Source organism: Methyloversatilis thermotolerans, from assembly GCF_000372885.1.
Taxonomy (GTDB): domain Bacteria; phylum Pseudomonadota; class Gammaproteobacteria; order Burkholderiales; family Rhodocyclaceae; genus Methyloversatilis; species Methyloversatilis thermotolerans.
The window spans coordinates 1,903,814-1,917,799 of sequence record NZ_KB889967.1 but is presented as its reverse complement, the minus strand read 5'-3'; the positions used below and the strand labels follow the sequence as shown (position 1 = coordinate 1,917,799).

General features: G+C 67.1%; 12 protein-coding genes. 10 read left to right on the top strand and 2 right to left on the bottom strand.

Annotated features, from left to right (window positions below; genetic code table 11):
- Positions 1 to 104 precede the first annotated feature (104 nt).
- The 9 genes from guaB to A3Q7_RS0108350 all read left to right on the top strand — a co-directional run bounded on the left by guaB (position 105) and on the right by A3Q7_RS0108350 (position 10,831).
- Positions 105 to 1,565: an IMP dehydrogenase gene (gene guaB / locus A3Q7_RS0108390; protein WP_018411419.1), complete on the top strand. Its 1,461-nt coding sequence runs from the start codon at positions 105 to 107 to the stop codon at positions 1,563 to 1,565.
- Between the two features lie 44 nt (positions 1,566 to 1,609).
- Entirely contained in the window at positions 1,610 to 1,990 is a 381-nt protein-coding gene (locus A3Q7_RS20515) for a four helix bundle protein (protein ID WP_077231337.1), read from the top strand.
- Positions 1,991 to 2,024: 34 nt separating this feature from the next.
- Positions 2,025 to 3,629 carry a glutamine-hydrolyzing GMP synthase gene (gene guaA / locus A3Q7_RS0108380; RefSeq protein WP_018411418.1) on the top strand — a complete coding sequence of 535 codons (1,605 nt, stop codon included), beginning with the start codon at positions 2,025 to 2,027 and terminating at the stop codon, positions 3,627 to 3,629.
- Positions 3,630 to 3,929: 300 nt separating this feature from the next.
- Complete coding sequence (locus A3Q7_RS0108375; protein WP_026224625.1) at positions 3,930 to 4,751, top strand: type IV toxin-antitoxin system AbiEi family antitoxin domain-containing protein; 822 nt, start codon at positions 3,930 to 3,932, stop codon at positions 4,749 to 4,751.
- Positions 4,645 to 5,682, top strand: coding sequence for a nucleotidyl transferase AbiEii/AbiGii toxin family protein (locus A3Q7_RS0108370; RefSeq protein ID WP_232417870.1), 1,038 nt, complete (start codon positions 4,645 to 4,647; stop codon positions 5,680 to 5,682). Before A3Q7_RS0108375 ends, A3Q7_RS0108370 begins: the two co-directional genes overlap by 107 nt.
- A gap of 298 nt (positions 5,683 to 5,980) precedes the next feature.
- Positions 5,981 to 6,493, top strand: coding sequence for a sigma-70 family RNA polymerase sigma factor (locus A3Q7_RS0108365; protein WP_018411415.1), 513 nt, complete (start codon positions 5,981 to 5,983; stop codon positions 6,491 to 6,493).
- Positions 6,490 to 7,497: a FecR domain-containing protein gene (locus tag A3Q7_RS0108360; RefSeq protein WP_018411414.1), complete on the top strand. Its 1,008-nt coding sequence runs from the start codon at positions 6,490 to 6,492 to the stop codon at positions 7,495 to 7,497. Before A3Q7_RS0108365 ends, A3Q7_RS0108360 begins: the two co-directional genes overlap by 4 nt.
- A 116-nt stretch (positions 7,498 to 7,613) precedes the next feature.
- Entirely contained in the window at positions 7,614 to 10,085 is a 2,472-nt protein-coding gene (locus A3Q7_RS0108355; protein WP_018411413.1) for a TonB-dependent receptor, read from the top strand.
- Between the two features lie 14 nt (positions 10,086 to 10,099).
- Positions 10,100 to 10,831, top strand: a complete 732-nt coding sequence (locus A3Q7_RS0108350) for a DUF4198 domain-containing protein (RefSeq protein ID WP_018411412.1) — start codon at positions 10,100 to 10,102, stop codon at positions 10,829 to 10,831.
- Positions 10,832 to 11,250: 419 nt separating this feature from the next.
- Here A3Q7_RS0108350 and A3Q7_RS0108345 read toward each other — a convergent pair whose 3' ends face one another.
- Both A3Q7_RS0108345 and A3Q7_RS0108340 read right to left on the bottom strand, forming a co-directional pair.
- Complete coding sequence (locus A3Q7_RS0108345; protein ID WP_018411411.1) at positions 11,251 to 12,381, bottom strand: L-dopachrome tautomerase-related protein; 1,131 nt, start codon at positions 12,379 to 12,381, stop codon at positions 11,251 to 11,253.
- Positions 12,378 to 13,415 carry a zinc-binding alcohol dehydrogenase family protein gene (locus A3Q7_RS0108340; protein WP_018411410.1) on the bottom strand — a complete coding sequence of 346 codons (1,038 nt, stop codon included), beginning with the start codon at positions 13,413 to 13,415 and terminating at the stop codon, positions 12,378 to 12,380. Before A3Q7_RS0108340 ends, A3Q7_RS0108345 begins: the two co-directional genes overlap by 4 nt.
- A 102-nt stretch (positions 13,416 to 13,517) precedes the next feature.
- On the opposite strand from A3Q7_RS0108340, the gene A3Q7_RS0108335 reads away from it, so the two are divergent.
- Positions 13,518 to 13,886 carry a winged helix-turn-helix transcriptional regulator gene (locus tag A3Q7_RS0108335; RefSeq protein WP_018411409.1) on the top strand — a complete coding sequence of 123 codons (369 nt, stop codon included), beginning with the start codon at positions 13,518 to 13,520 and terminating at the stop codon, positions 13,884 to 13,886.
- The last annotated feature ends 100 nt before the right edge of the window (positions 13,887 to 13,986 follow it).

The window sequence follows — 13,986 nt, the reverse complement described above, 5'->3', positions numbered from 1 at the left end:
TCGGGACTCCTTGCGCAAGGGCGGTACCGCGCCGGCCGGGGGGCGGGTGCAGACTGCAGCATGGACCAGCGTATAATACGTTTTTGCCAGTAGGGAAAGTAGTCATGCGTGTTATCCAGAAGGCGCTGACCTTCGACGACGTGCTCCTGGTGCCGGCCCATTCCAATGTATTGCCGCGCGACGTCAGTCTCAGTACCCGAATCTCCCGCAACATCCGCGTCAATATCCCGCTGCTGTCCGCCGCCATGGACACGGTCAGCGAAGCCCGCCTGGCGATCGCCCTGGCGCAGGAAGGTGGCCTCGCCATCATCCACAAGAATCTCACCGCAAAGCAGCAGGCCGCCGAAGTGGCCAAGGTGAAGCGCTTCGAAGCCGGCGTGCTGAAGGACCCGATCACCATTTCGCCCGAAATGACCGTGCGCGAGCTGCTCACGCTCACCCGCAGCCACCGCATTTCCGGCTTCCCGGTTCTGGATGGCCCGCGCGTGGTCGGCATCGTGACCAATCGCGACCTGCGCTTCGAAACCAATCTCGACCAGCCGGTCGCCCGCATCATGACGCCGCGCGAGCGGCTGGTGTATGTGCAGGAAGGCGCCTCGCTGGACGAAGCCCGCGCGCTGATGCACAAGAACCGCCTGGAGCGGGTGCTGGTGCTGGGCGAGCACGACACGCTGCGCGGTCTCATCACGGTCAAGGACATGCTGAAGTCCACCGAACACCCGATGGCGGCCAAGGATGGGCATGGCCGGCTGCAAGTGGGCGCGGCCATCGGCGTCGGCGAAGGCACCGAAGAACGCGCCACCGCACTGGCCGAAGCCGGCGTGGATCTCATCGTGGTCGATACCGCGCATGGCCACTCGCAGGGCGTGCTCGACCGCGTGAGCTGGGTCAAGCGCACCTTCCCGCACATCGAGGTGATCGGTGGCAACATCGCCACTGCCGATGCCGCGCGCGCACTGGTCGATGCCGGCGCCGATGGTGTCAAGGTCGGCATCGGCCCGGGTTCCATCTGCACCACGCGCATCGTGGCCGGTGTCGGCGTGCCTCAGATCAGCGCCATCGACAATGTCGCCACCGCGCTCGCCTCGACCGATGTGCCGATGATCGCCGACGGCGGCATCCGCTTTTCGGGCGACATCGCCAAGGCCATTGCCGCCGGTGCCAATGCGGTCATGCTGGGCGGCCTGCTGGCCGGGACCGAAGAGGCGCCGGGCGAGATCGAACTGTTCCAGGGGCGTTCCTACAAGTCCTACCGCGGCATGGGTTCGCTGGGCGCGATGCAGCAGGGCGCCGCCGACCGCTACTTCCAGGACCCGGCGTCGAATGCCGACAAGCTGGTGCCTGAAGGCGTCGAAGGCCGCGTGCCCTACAAGGGCCCGGTAGTGAACGTGATCACGCAGCTCATGGGCGGCCTGCGCGCGTCGATGGGCTATTGCGGCTGTTCCACGGTCGACGAGATGCGGTCGAAGGCGCAGTTCGTCGAGATCACGTCCGCCGGCATCCGCGAATCCCACGTTCACGACGTGCAGATCACCAAGGAAGCGCCGAACTACCACGTTGATTGAGGGGCTCGGGAACAGGGGCCAGGGGCTGGAGGGGCCGGCGCTGGATGAGCGAGGTGCGCAGTTATCGCGATCTGCGGGTCTGGCAACGAGCGATGGATCGTGCGCTCGGCATCCATGCCCTGGGTCGCTCCTTTCCGGATAGCGAGCGCTTCGTTATGGTTGCTCAGCTTCGTCGTGCAGCCGTGCCCGTTCCGCCGAATAGCGCGGAAGGGCAGGCGCGCAGTTCGACGCGCGACTTACTTCGTTTTCTCTTGATCGCTCCGGGTTCGCTTGCTGAACCGGAAACGCAGCTCATCCTTGCACACCGTCTCGACTGCCTTGATCAGGACAGGCTTGATTCGACCTTGGTCCTTGCTGGAAAAACAGGCCGGATGATCCGGGGCCTGCAAACCTCACTGGCGTCGCGCATCGCTGCGGCGCCCTAGTCCCCAGTCCCTAGCCTCTTACCCCTTACGCGCCATGCACAACAAGATCCTCATCCTCGATTTCGGCTCCCAGGTCACCCAGCTCATCGCGCGGCGCGTGCGCGAGGCGCATGTCTATTGCGAAATCCATCCCTGCGACGTGGGTGACGATTTCGTGCGCGCATTCGGCGCGCAGGGCGTCATCCTGTCCGGCAGCCACATGTCGGCCTACGAGGAATCGACCGACCGTGCGCCGCAGGCGGTGTTCGAACTGGGCGTGCCGGTGCTGGGCATCTGCTACGGCATGCAGACCATGGCGCAGCAGCTCGGCGGCAAGGTGGAAGCGGGCACGGTGCGCGAGTTCGGTTATGCCGAAGTGCGCGCCCGCGGTCACACCAAGCTGCTCGACGGCATCGAGGATTTCCGCACCGAGGACGGTCACGGCATCCTGAAGGTGTGGATGAGCCATGGCGACAAGGTGACCGCGCTGCCGCCCGGCTTCAAGCTCATGGCATCCACCGACAGTTGTCCGATCGCCGGCATGGCGGACGAGACACGCGGCTTCTATGCCGTGCAGTTCCACCCGGAAGTCACGCATACCGCGCGCGGCGCCGACATCCTGCGCCGCTTCGTGCTCGAGGTGTGCGGCTGCCAGGGCGACTGGATCATGGGCGACTACATCGCCGAAGCGGTCGAGCGCATCCGCGAACAGGTGGGCGACGAAGAGGTCATTCTCGGCCTGTCCGGCGGCGTCGATTCCTCGGTCGCCGCGGCACTGATCCATCGCGCCATCGGTGACCAGCTCACCTGCGTGTTCGTCGATCACGGCCTGCTGCGTCTGAACGAGGGGCAGATGGTGATGGACATGTTTGCCGGCCGCCTGCACGCGCGGGTGATCCATGTCGATGCCAGCGAACAGTTCCTCGGCCACCTGAAGGGCGTGTCCGACCCGGAAGCCAAGCGCAAGATCATCGGCCGCGAATTCGTCGAGGTGTTCAAGGCGGAGGCCGCCAAGCTGAAGGCGGGCGGGCAGGGCCACAAAGGCGCCACCTTCCTCGCCCAGGGCACCATCTACCCGGACGTGATCGAATCCGGCGGCGCCAAGAGCAAGAAGGCCACCACCATCAAGAGCCACCACAATGTCGGCGGCCTACCGGAACAGCTCGGACTCAAGCTGCTGGAACCGCTGCGCGAACTGTTCAAGGACGAGGTGCGCGAGCTGGGCGTGGCGCTCGGTCTGCCGCGTGAAATGGTGTACCGCCACCCGTTCCCGGGGCCGGGCCTGGGCGTGCGCATCCTCGGCGAGATCCACCGCGAATACGCCGATCTGCTGCGCCGCGCGGACGCCATCTTCATCGAGGAACTGCGCGCCACCATCGACCCGCAGACCGGCAAGAGCTGGTACGACCTCACCAGCCAGGCCTTCGCCGTCTTCCTGCCGGTGAAGTCGGTCGGCGTCATGGGCGACGGCCGCACCTACGAATGGGTCGTCGCGCTGCGCGCGGTGCAGACCCAGGACTTCATGACCGCCCACTGGGCCGAACTGCCGCACAGCCTGCTCGGCCGCGTGAGCAACCGCATCATCAACGAGGTGCGCGGCATCAACCGCGTGGTGTACGACATCTCGGGCAAGCCGCCGGCGACGATAGAGTGGGAGTGACTCGGCGTTTGCCACAGATTGGCGCCGGTTGCACGAAAGCACATTCAAGCCCGCGTAACTGCGGGCTTTTTTGTGATCCAGATACGGAAGGTGCTGTCTGAGAGCCCCTCAATCCCTGTGCTCAACAAGGCCGTTTGAGGAGAGGGCCGGCCGCAGCTTGCCCCGGTCGGGGCTCGTCGCTATCGACGGCATAACAAGGTTTGCATAAGTAGATAGAAGATCACTGGAAGTGATCATTCTTGTCTTCTGACAAACTGCCCGTCCTTGGTGATGGTTTGTTTATCTGATAATTTGAGCACCATGAGTGCTCAAAATTCAGGGAAGCTGAACCGATTGCTGGCCGAGCTGGGCGATACGCGCCTGGTGTCCAGTCGCTGGCTACGGGCGCACGGCTACTCCAACAGTCTGGTCGCGCGCTACGTGGGCAGCGGATGGCTGGTGTCGCCGGCCCGTGGCGTCTACATGCGCACCGGCGGACGGCTGCAATGGGATGGAGTGGTTCGCAGCCTGCAGGTCGGGGAAGGCATGCCGCTGCACGTCGGAGGGCGCTTCGCACTGGCTCTGCAGGGGCACGAGCATTACCTGCGTCTGGGCGATGCCGGGACGATCACGCTGTATGGGCCACAGCGGCCGCCGGGCTGGCTGGGCAAGCTTCCACTGGCGCAGCGCTTCGAGCACCTGGGCAAGGATCTGCTTGATCTCCCGGCTGTGCCCGTCACGGCGGAAGTCTCCGACAAGGCGTTGTCGGAAGCGGGCCTGGCCTGGCATTCAGTGGCGTCGGGAACCGACGCCTTGGTCTGCTCGACGCCCGAGCGGGCCATGCTGGAACTGTGTGATGGCATATCGGACGCGGCAGGGGTCTACGAGGCCGATGCGCTGATGCAGGCCATGACCACGCTGCGTCCGCAGCGTGTCGGCATGATGTTGCGCCACTGCCGCAGCATCAAGGCCAAGCGGCTGTTCCTGGCCCTGGCCGATCGCCATCGGCATGCGTGGTTGTCGCGCGTGCCATTGGATGGCGTTGATCTGGGGCGTGGCAAGCGCGCGCTGGTGCCCGGCGGACGCCTCCATCCGACCTACCACATCACCTTGCCGGGAAACCTCGATGAGCACCTGGCTTGACCATTGGGATCGGCGGTACACGGACAGGGTGCGCTTGCTGGTCGACATCCTGCCGGTGCTGGCGCAGGAGCCGCGTTTTGCGCTCAAGGGCGGCACCGCCATCAACCTGTTCGAACACGATCTGCCGCGTCTGTCGGTTGACATCGACCTGGCCTGGCTGCCGGTGCATGACTATGCCGAGGATGCGAAGCTCATTGCCGAAGCGCTGGGGCGACTGGCGGATGTACTGCGTGCCCGGCCTCTGCAATTGCAGGTCCAGGCCTCGGCGGGCGAGGGTGGGGTGGTCACCCGGCTGGTGGCCAGTCGCGGCCGTGCGCGCGTGCAGATTGAGACGACGCCGGTCATGCGCGGCACGGTGCATCCGGCGCGGACCATGGTCGTGCGGCCACGGGTGGAGGAGGCTTTCGGTTTCGCCGAGGCGCAGGTGCTGGATTTCGCCGACCTCTATGCCGGCAAGCTGGCGGCGGCGCTGTCGCGGCAGCACCCGCGCGATCTATTCGACGTTGGCCTGCTGCTGGAGGACCCGCGGGCGGACAAAGCGCTCTGGCACACCTTCCTCGTGTACCTGACCTGCAGTCCCAAGCCGACGTGGGAAATGCTGGCGCCGCGCGTGCCTGCAGATTTCGAGGCCACCTTCGAGGCGCATTTCAAGGGCATGACGACGCAGCCTATTGAAGCAGGGGCGCTGCTGGAAAGCCGCGAGCGCCTTTTGTCGCGTGTGGCGGCGTGGCTGGATGAGCCGTCGCGCGCCTTCCTGCACTCAGTCGAGGATGAGCAGCCGGATTTCAATTTGATCGGACTTGCCCATGCGGCTAAGTTGCCGGGAGTGCGACGCAAGCTGCAGAACATGGCGCAGCGCACGGCGGCAAAGCGCGAGGCAGATCGTCGGCTGCTTGACGACGCGCTGGCGCGGATCGCTGACTCCAGATGACGAAGGCCACCGGCGCAACGGTTCACGATCTGACGCCGGTCTATGAACTGGATTCGCGCATCGGGCTGCAGGAAGGCGTCCTTCGCCAGTGGGCGGGTGGCAGGACCAGGACCCGACAAGTATCAAAGGCGGGGACGAGAAAACTTCATGAATCCCCCGGGAACTGTGCCGGGCCTTTTTTGCGCGCCGTATTCCACGCCCGATTGCCGCCCTGCTCCTCTGTCCCTACAATGCGAACAATTATCAATTGCATTGATGCCTGTCTGCGGCAGCGGACCGGGCGCGAGGGGAGTGCGCTGTGCGGACTGTCGAATGTGAGCTGCGGCGGGAGGCGGAGGATCTCTACCGGGGTCACCACGGCTGGCTGCAGGGCTGGCTGCGCCGCAAGCTGGGCGACGCGATGGAGGCGGCGGACATTGCGCAGGACGTGTTCATCCGCGTGCTGACGCGGCAGCAGCCGGTGCGTGCGCATGAGCCGCGCGCCTATCTGTCGACCATTGCGCGCGGTCTGGTGATCGACCATTGGCGCCGGCGCGCCCTCGAACGCGCCTGGCTCGATACGCTGGCCGTGCTGCCGGAAGCCGAAGCGCCGTCGCCGGAAAGCCGCGCGCTGGTGCTGGAGGCGCTGATCGAGATCGACCGCATGCTCGACAGCCTGAAACCGCAAGTGCGCACCGCCTTCCTGTGGGCGCAGCTCGAAGGCCTCAGTTGCCCGCAGATCGCCAGCCGGCTCGGTGTGTCGCTGGCCACCGCCGAGCGCTACATCGCCCGCGCGCTGCGTCACTGCTACGCGCTGCGTTTCGAATCGTGAGCGACGGACTGTCTGCCGCAGCCGGCGAGCGCCTGCCGGACGACATCGTCGATGCGGCAATCGCCTGGTCGGTGCGGCTGGACTACAACGCGGCGACGCCTGCAGCGAAGCAGGCTTTCGCGCGCTGGCTTGACGCCGATCCACGGCATGCGCAGGCGTGGAGCAGGGTGGCGGCGCTGCGCAGCGACTTCTCCGGCCTGCCGGCGAGGTTGGCGCAGGAGGTGCTGCAGGCCGCCGAGGCCGGGCGCCGAGGAGCCGCTGCCGGCCGGCGACGCGCCCTGCGCGTGCTGTCGCTGTCGGGCGCCGCGCTCGCAAGCGGATGGGCGGTGCGCGAAGCGACGCCCTGGCAGCGTCTGCTGGCCGACGCGAGCACGGCGGTCGGCGAACAGCGTACGCTGCGTCTGGCCGACGGCAGCGTCGTCATGCTGAACACGGACAGCGCGATCAGCAGCGATTTTTCCGGCGAGCGCCGTGTGCTGGTGCTGCACCGTGGCGAAATCATGATCACCACCGGCGACGACGCAGGGGCAGCCGCGAAGCGCCCCTTCTGGGTCAGCACGCCCTTCGGTGCGCTGCGTGCGCTGGGCACCCGTTTCATCGTGCGGCTGGAGCGCTCCGAGGTGCGGGTCAGCGTGCAGGAGGGCGCAGTCGAGGCGCATCCGGCCGACGGCGGCGCGTCGGTCGTCATCCACAGCGGCGAGCGCAGCACGCTGGGCCCGGCAGGCACCTCGCCGCCGGTCGTGGCGGATGTGGATGACGATGCGTGGACGGACGGCGTGATCACCGGCCGCGACATGCGGCTGGCCGACCTGCTGGACGAACTGTCGCGCTATCGCAGCGGCCGCATCGTCTGCGATCCGCAGATCGCGGACTGGCGCGTGTCCGGCGTGTTCCACGTGCGCGACACCGACCGCGCGCTGCGCTTCCTGACGCAGGTGCAGCCGGTGACCGTGCGCTACCGCACCCGCTACTGGGTCATCGTCGAGGCGGACCGGGCAGGCTGAACACGGCCACCCAGGAAATTTTCGACTGAAGTGAGGGGATGCGCGGTTTCGTCCGGCCTCTGCAGTGAAGGCGCCCGTTTGGGTGGCGCTTCTTCCAACCGGACTCGAACACCGTCATGAATGCTCCTCTTTCCGCTCTCGCGTCGCCGGCGTGCGCGCATCCCCCGCTGAAGACGCTCGCTGCGGCGTTGCGCATCGCCCTGCTGGGCCTGACGCTGACGGCAGCCGCGCTGCCGCACACCGTTCGCGCGCAGGAGGCTGCCGCGCCGGCAGCGGCCAGCGTGCTGCACTTCAGTCTGTCTGCCGGTCCGCTCGCGACGACGCTCGACCGCTACGCGCGCATCGCCGGCGTCAATGTGTCCTATGAGGCGGCGCAGCTGGCCGGCGTGCGTTCGCGCGGGCTGGAGGGCGACTACACGGTCGAGGGCGCGCTGCAGGCGCTGCTGCTCGATACCGGTTTCGAGGCCGTCGCGCGGGGCGGCGGCTACGCCGTGCGCCGTGGCGCCGCGCGTCCATCGTCGGACAGCGGGGAGGTACCGGTGCTGAACGCGGTGCGCGTGCGCGCCGACGCCGAATCCCTCCACCCCTTGCCGCCGATGCAGGCCGGCGGCCAGATGTCGCGCGGCGGACGCCTGGGCATGCTGGGCAACGCCGACGTGATGGACGCCCCCTTCAGCGTCAGCAGCTATGGCGCCGGCATGATCGAGGACAGGCAGGCGGTCAGCGTGGCCGACGTCGTCGGCAACGACCCGTCGATCCGCATTTCGGGTCATCCGGGCGACATCCTCGACACCTTCTTCATCCGCGGCTTCCCGATCGGCGACCAGAACTCGGGCGAGATCGCCTTCGACGGCGTGCACGGCGTGGCGCCGAACTATCGCGTGCTGGTCGATTACGCCGAGCGCATCGAGGTGATCAAGGGGCCGACCGCGCTGCTCTACGGCATGTCGCCGGCCAGCAGCGTGGGCGGCACCATCAATATCGTGCCCAAGCGCGCCGGCGCCGACGACCTCACGCGCTTTACCGCCAGCGCGTCGCCCAACGCGCAGTACGGCGGCCACCTCGACCTGAGCCGCCGTTTCGGCCCGGATCGTCGCCTTGGCATCCGTTTCAACGGCAGCGCGTACGACGGCGACACCGGCATCGACAAGCAGTCGCGCGCCGCCACGGTGGGCGCGCTGGCGCTCGACTACAGCGGCGACAGGCTGCGCGCCACGCTGGACATCGTCGATCAGCGGGAAGACATCGACGCGCCGTCGCGCCGTCCTTTCCTCGGCGCCGGCGTGGCCGTGCCGTCGGCGCCCGATGGTCGGCGCAACGTGTCGCAGCGCTGGGAGCGTTTCGAAACCGAGGACCAGTCGGTGCTCGCACGCGTCGAGTACGCGGCGAGCGAGCAGATCACGCTGTTCGCCAGCGTCGGCGGCGGACGCACCCGGGTCGATCGCCTGTTCGGCAACCCGACCGTGCTGAATGCCGCCGGCGACACCAGCACGGTGCCGCAGCGCTTCCGCTTCGACGTCGACCGCAGTACCGCCGAAGCGGGTCTGCGCGCGCGCTTCGAAACCGGGCCGCTGCGACATGTGGTGAGCGCACAGGTCAGCACCTACCGGGACCGCCTCGGCCGCATTTCGGCCAACGGTACCGCGGTGCTGTCCAATCTGTACGCGCCCTTCGACAGCCCGGCGCAGGACGTGCAGCTTACGAGCAGCGTGCCGCGCGTTTCCGATACCGAGCTGAGCGGCTTCGCGCTGTCCGACACACTGTCGATGTACGACGAGCGGCTGCAGCTCACGCTGGGCGTGCGCCGCCAGCGGGTGGAAACCGACAACTTCGATCCGCTGACCGGCGCGTTGACGACGGCCTATGACGAAAGCGCGCTGACGCCGCTCGTCGGCATCGTCGTCAAGCCCTGGCAGCGGGTGGCGCTGTACGCCAACCACATCCAGGGCCTGAGCCGCGGCGACATCGCGCCGCCGTCGGCCAGCAACGCCGGCGAGGTGTTCGCACCGTACAAGGCGCGGCAGAACGAGGTCGGCGTGAAGGCCGAGATCGGCGGCGTCATCGCCACGCTGAGCGCATTCCAGATCACCAAGCCGAGCGGCCAGCTGACCGGCACCGTGTTCGCGGTCGATGGCGAACAGCGCAATCGCGGCGTCGAACTGGCGCTGTCCGGCGAAGCCGCGCCCGGCCTGCGTCTGCTCGGTGGCGTCACGCTGCTCGACGCCGACCTGACACAGACCAATTCGGCCGCCACGCTGGGCCGGACCGCGGTCGGTGTGCCGTCGCTGATGGCCAACATAGGCGCCGAGTGGGACGCCGCCTTCCTGCCCGGCGTGACGCTGACCGGCAACGTGGTGCACACCGGCAGCCAGTACGTCGACCGCGCCAACACGCTGCGCGTACCGGACTGGACCACCGTCGACCTTGGCGCGCGCTACCGCACGACGGTCGCCGGCCGGGCCACCGTCTTCCGCGCCCAGCTGCGCAATGCCTTCGACCGCAGCTACTGGGCCGGCGTATGGCAATACGGCAGCCTGGTGCAGGGCGCGCCGCGCACGCTGTTGCTGTCGGCCACCGTCGATTTCTGAGCGGGGGGAGCGCGATGAAGGCATTCCGCATGATGGCGGCGCTGCTGCTGCTGACGATGGCAACGCCCGGCTGGGCGCACGGCATCTGGTTCGCCCAGCGCGCCGGCCGGCTGGCGCTGGTCTATGGCGAAGGCGCCGAGGACGTCGAGGTGTTCAGCCGCCGTGACCGCATCACGGCGCTGCAGGCCTTCGACGCGGCCGGTCGTCCGGTGGAGGTGCGTACCGTGCCGGCCGAGCCCATGGTGTTCATCAGCGCCGACGCTGCGGCCATCGTGCTGGCGACGACGATGGACAACGGCCATTGGTCGCGCATGCCTTCGGGCAAGTGGATGGCGGGGACGAAGGACTCGGTGGCCGGCGCCACCACCACCGGCCGCTACCTGAAGTACGGCATACATCTTCTGGCGGCGCCGGCGGGCGGGATGCAGCCGGTGGCCGGCATGGCCTTCCAGATCGTGCCGGTCGGGAAGCGCTTTCCGCAGCGCAGCGGTGACGTGCTGACGGTGCGCGTGCTGCACGAAGGGCGAGCGCTGCCCGGCGCGGAGGTGTGGCCCGACCTGGTCAATGACCCGGACGGCGTCCCGGTGCGGACCGATGCCGACGGACTGGCCACCGTCACGGTGCGTAACCAGGGCCTCAACGTGATCCGCGCCGAATACGTCGCACGCGGCGATGCCGATGGCAAGGTCGATCTGGTCGAACATTTCGCCACCCTCAGCTTTGCGCTGAAGCCGCTCGCCGACTGACTGAAGTGGCCCCTTTTCGGTGGACAGCCGGTACGACCCGCGCCGGCGACATTCGCCGCCGGACGGCCTCTCGCCGATGAACGATGCGGAGAAACACCGCGGGGTCGAGCCGCCTCACGACAAGCCCGGGTTACCCACCGGGCCGCGCGCCCCCGGCCTGGATGGGGCCGGCTGCGGCGCCCTGGATAACCCTGCTATTGACTGCGATCACATGGCTTGACTCTCAGGCCACAAGACGTCCACCGGATGGGGGCCACTCCAACTCCAAAATTCGATCGGCACGGGTGGTAAGAATTCGGTCGGCACCAGCAGATTCAGTCGAGAGTTCAAGCTGAAGCAGTCAGGCTCGTGAGGGTGCGAGCCGCGTCGGTGGCGCAGGCCGCGCTCGATCCGACCCCCGACCAGCGCAAGCCGGCCTGTCAGTTTCCCAGTCGCCCCCGGGCAAGCGGCTTGAACCGGAAGATGTAGTAGGGCGGCTTATGCAGCGCCTTGCCGTTGTTGAAGATCGGAACCTCCGAAAGCTGCGCGGCCGAGACGTACAGCCATCCATCGGGCGAATGGCTGACTCCGTCGGGCCAGATCAGATCAGGGTGTGCGGCCAGGCGCCGATACTGGCGGTCGCTCGCAGCAATGACGCCGACAGCGCGCTGTTCGACCTCGGTCAGGTACAGGTTTCCCTCGTCGTCGATGGACAGGCCGCCGTTGTTGGGTTTGCGCGCGTAGCGTTCCACGCGCTGGCCCAGTTCCCGGGCACTCAGTGTTGAGTCGAGCAAGTCCGCCGTGCGTACCCGATAGAGCCAGCCACCGTTGAGCGGGCCGAAATACAGCCACTCGGCCCGTCGGTCGAGCGCGATGCCATCGGCACCGACGCGCAGGCGCACCGGCTTGCCGTCGCCAGCCGGCACGCGCAGTTCACGGCCATCCGGGGCAATCGGCACGTCTTCCGGCAATACGCTCGCATGGCCTTCCAGCAGTCGGCGCGAGGCGCCTGTGCGCATGTCCACTACTACCAGCGCAGCCTGCGTACCGTCTCCGCCAGGCCCGATGCCTTCGTCGGCAATATAGAAAGCGCCGTGCGCGGCGTCGATAGCGAAATCGTTGAGCTGTGACTCCGGTCGCGAGGCGGGCGAGGGGATGTGGTAGATGCGCTCCAGCCGGTCCGTGCGCGTGTTCCAGCCGACAAGCTTGGGCGTGATGCCACTGCGCGTGCCCATGTCCAGCATCCAGATCACACCTTGGGCGTCGCCGCGCAGACCGAGCACCGAATCCAGGTAATGGTCGTTGTCCTTTCGCGGCGTGTTCCAGGCCAGGTTCGGAAACGGGCGCCCGGAGCGCCGGTCCGCATCGAGTTCGGCAACGCGGACGGCCGGCGAGAAGAACGGATGGTGGCTGTAGATCACGCGGTTGTCCGGCGTGAAGCCGATGTTGCCAACGGCCTCCGGCAGTTCGGCAACGACTTCGGCGGTCTGAACCTCAACCGCGCAGGCAGCGCCGGAGATCGATGTCAGCAGGAGCGCGGCAAGCGTTCTGGAGAAGGCTCGGATCGTCATGCGCCTTGCTCCTGCCGAGGGAAGCCCGCCAGCGTGATCTTGCCGATGGCCCGACCGCTTTCCAGCAGGGCATGGGCCTTGCGCAGGTTCTCGGCGTTGAGCGAGCCGAGGGACTGGGTACGGGTTGTCGCGATCTTCCCCTGGCTGGCCAGATCGGCGACGTTGCTCAGGATCTCCTGCTGTCGGGCGATGTCTGCCGTTCCCAGCAAGGGGCGGGTGAACATGAACTCCCAATGGATCGACAGGCTCTTGCGCTTGAGCGACACGATATCGAGCGACGCGGGATCGTCGATGAGTGCGATGCGTCCTTGCGGGGCAATCAGCGTCACGATGTCCTCGAGGTAGCGATCGGTCTGGTTCGTGGAGAACACGAAGGCCGGCGGCGCGCTCAAGCCGAGCGCTTCGACCTGTGGCGCCATCGGCTGTGTATGGTCGATGACGTGATGGGCCCCAAGCTTCGTGACCCATTCGACGGTTTCAGGGCGAGAGGCGGTTGCGATGACGGTCAGGCCGGTCAGGGCACGCGCCAGCTGGATCGTGATGGAACCTACGCCGCCTGCGCCGCCGATCACGACGAGGGCATCGGAGGCGCCCGGTACGGGCCGATCAACGTGCAAGCGGTCGAACAGGGTTTCCCAGGCCGTCAGCGCGGTCAGCGGCAGCGCCGCGGCCTGCTCGTCGTCCAGCGTGGCGGGTGCAGGGGCCGCGATGCGCGCGTCCACAGCCTGCAACTCGGCGTAAGAGCCAGGCCGGTCGATCGCGCCTGCATAGAACACGCGGTCTCCGGGCTTGAATCCCGTCACGCGAGAACCGACAGCCCGCACGCGACCCACGGCATCCCAGCCGAGGATGCGCCAGGTCCCGGCGGCAGGCCGCGCGGAAGCACGCACCTTCGTATCGGCCGGATTGACGGCGACGGCAAGCACTTCGACCAGCAGATCTTGCTCGCCGCATTCAGGGTCGGGCAGGTCGAGATCGAGCAGGGATCGGGGATCAGAAATCGGTAGCGGTGTGTTGAAACCGACGGCCCTCATGGCGTACTCCGTTCAGTGAATGATGCATGCCATTCTTGCCTTTATTGCCGATCATCGTAAGAACGCAGATACTTTGCATATAGTGTGCAAAAAGGTACTGTCATGGCCCGCGTTCCCCACCCGACCTTCACCTGCGCCGCTGGCTGCACGGTCGAGGCCACGCTCAACCTGATCGGCGGCAAGTGGAAAGGCGTGATCCTCTACCGTCTGCTCACCGAACAGGTGTTGCGCTTCAACGAACTGCGTCGCCTGCTGCCCAACATTACCCAGCGCATGCTCACCAACCAGCTCCGCGAACTGGAGGGCGACGGGCTGATCGCACGCAAGGTCTATCCCGAGGTACCGCCCAAGGTGGAATACCGGCTGACGGATTACGGTCAGACGCTGGCCCCCGTCATTCATGCGCTGAAGGCGTGGGGCGACGCCCATGTCGAAAGCACCGCAAATGCGGTGCGGGCCGGGGCGGGCTGAAAGCGCAATCCGGGACGCCGGACATCCGGCACGCCGCTTCCCGACAGGCGTGAGGCTGAGGAGCTGTTTCGTTGCGGTGGCCGCTGGCGCTCCGCGACAG

Coding starts and splice junctions, on each gene's coding strand:
- guaB (WP_018411419.1), top strand. CDS start 105: ATGCGTGTTATCCAGAAGGCGCTGACCTTCGACGACGTGCTCCTGGTG.
- A3Q7_RS0108335 (WP_018411409.1), top strand. CDS start 13,518: ATGGCCCGCGTTCCCCACCCGACCTTCACCTGCGCCGCTGGCTGCACG.
- A3Q7_RS0108350 (WP_018411412.1), top strand. CDS start 10,100: ATGAAGGCATTCCGCATGATGGCGGCGCTGCTGCTGCTGACGATGGCA.
- A3Q7_RS0108370 (WP_232417870.1), top strand. CDS start 4,645: ATGGCGTTGATCTGGGGCGTGGCAAGCGCGCGCTGGTGCCCGGCGGAC.
- A3Q7_RS0108375 (WP_026224625.1), top strand. CDS start 3,930: ATGAGTGCTCAAAATTCAGGGAAGCTGAACCGATTGCTGGCCGAGCTG.
- A3Q7_RS0108340 (WP_018411410.1), bottom strand. CDS start 13,415: ATGAGGGCCGTCGGTTTCAACACACCGCTACCGATTTCTGATCCCCGA.
- A3Q7_RS0108345 (WP_018411411.1), bottom strand. CDS start 12,381: ATGACGATCCGAGCCTTCTCCAGAACGCTTGCCGCGCTCCTGCTGACA.
- guaA (WP_018411418.1), top strand. CDS start 2,025: ATGCACAACAAGATCCTCATCCTCGATTTCGGCTCCCAGGTCACCCAG.
- A3Q7_RS0108355 (WP_018411413.1), top strand. CDS start 7,614: ATGAATGCTCCTCTTTCCGCTCTCGCGTCGCCGGCGTGCGCGCATCCC.
- A3Q7_RS20515 (WP_077231337.1), top strand. CDS start 1,610: ATGAGCGAGGTGCGCAGTTATCGCGATCTGCGGGTCTGGCAACGAGCG.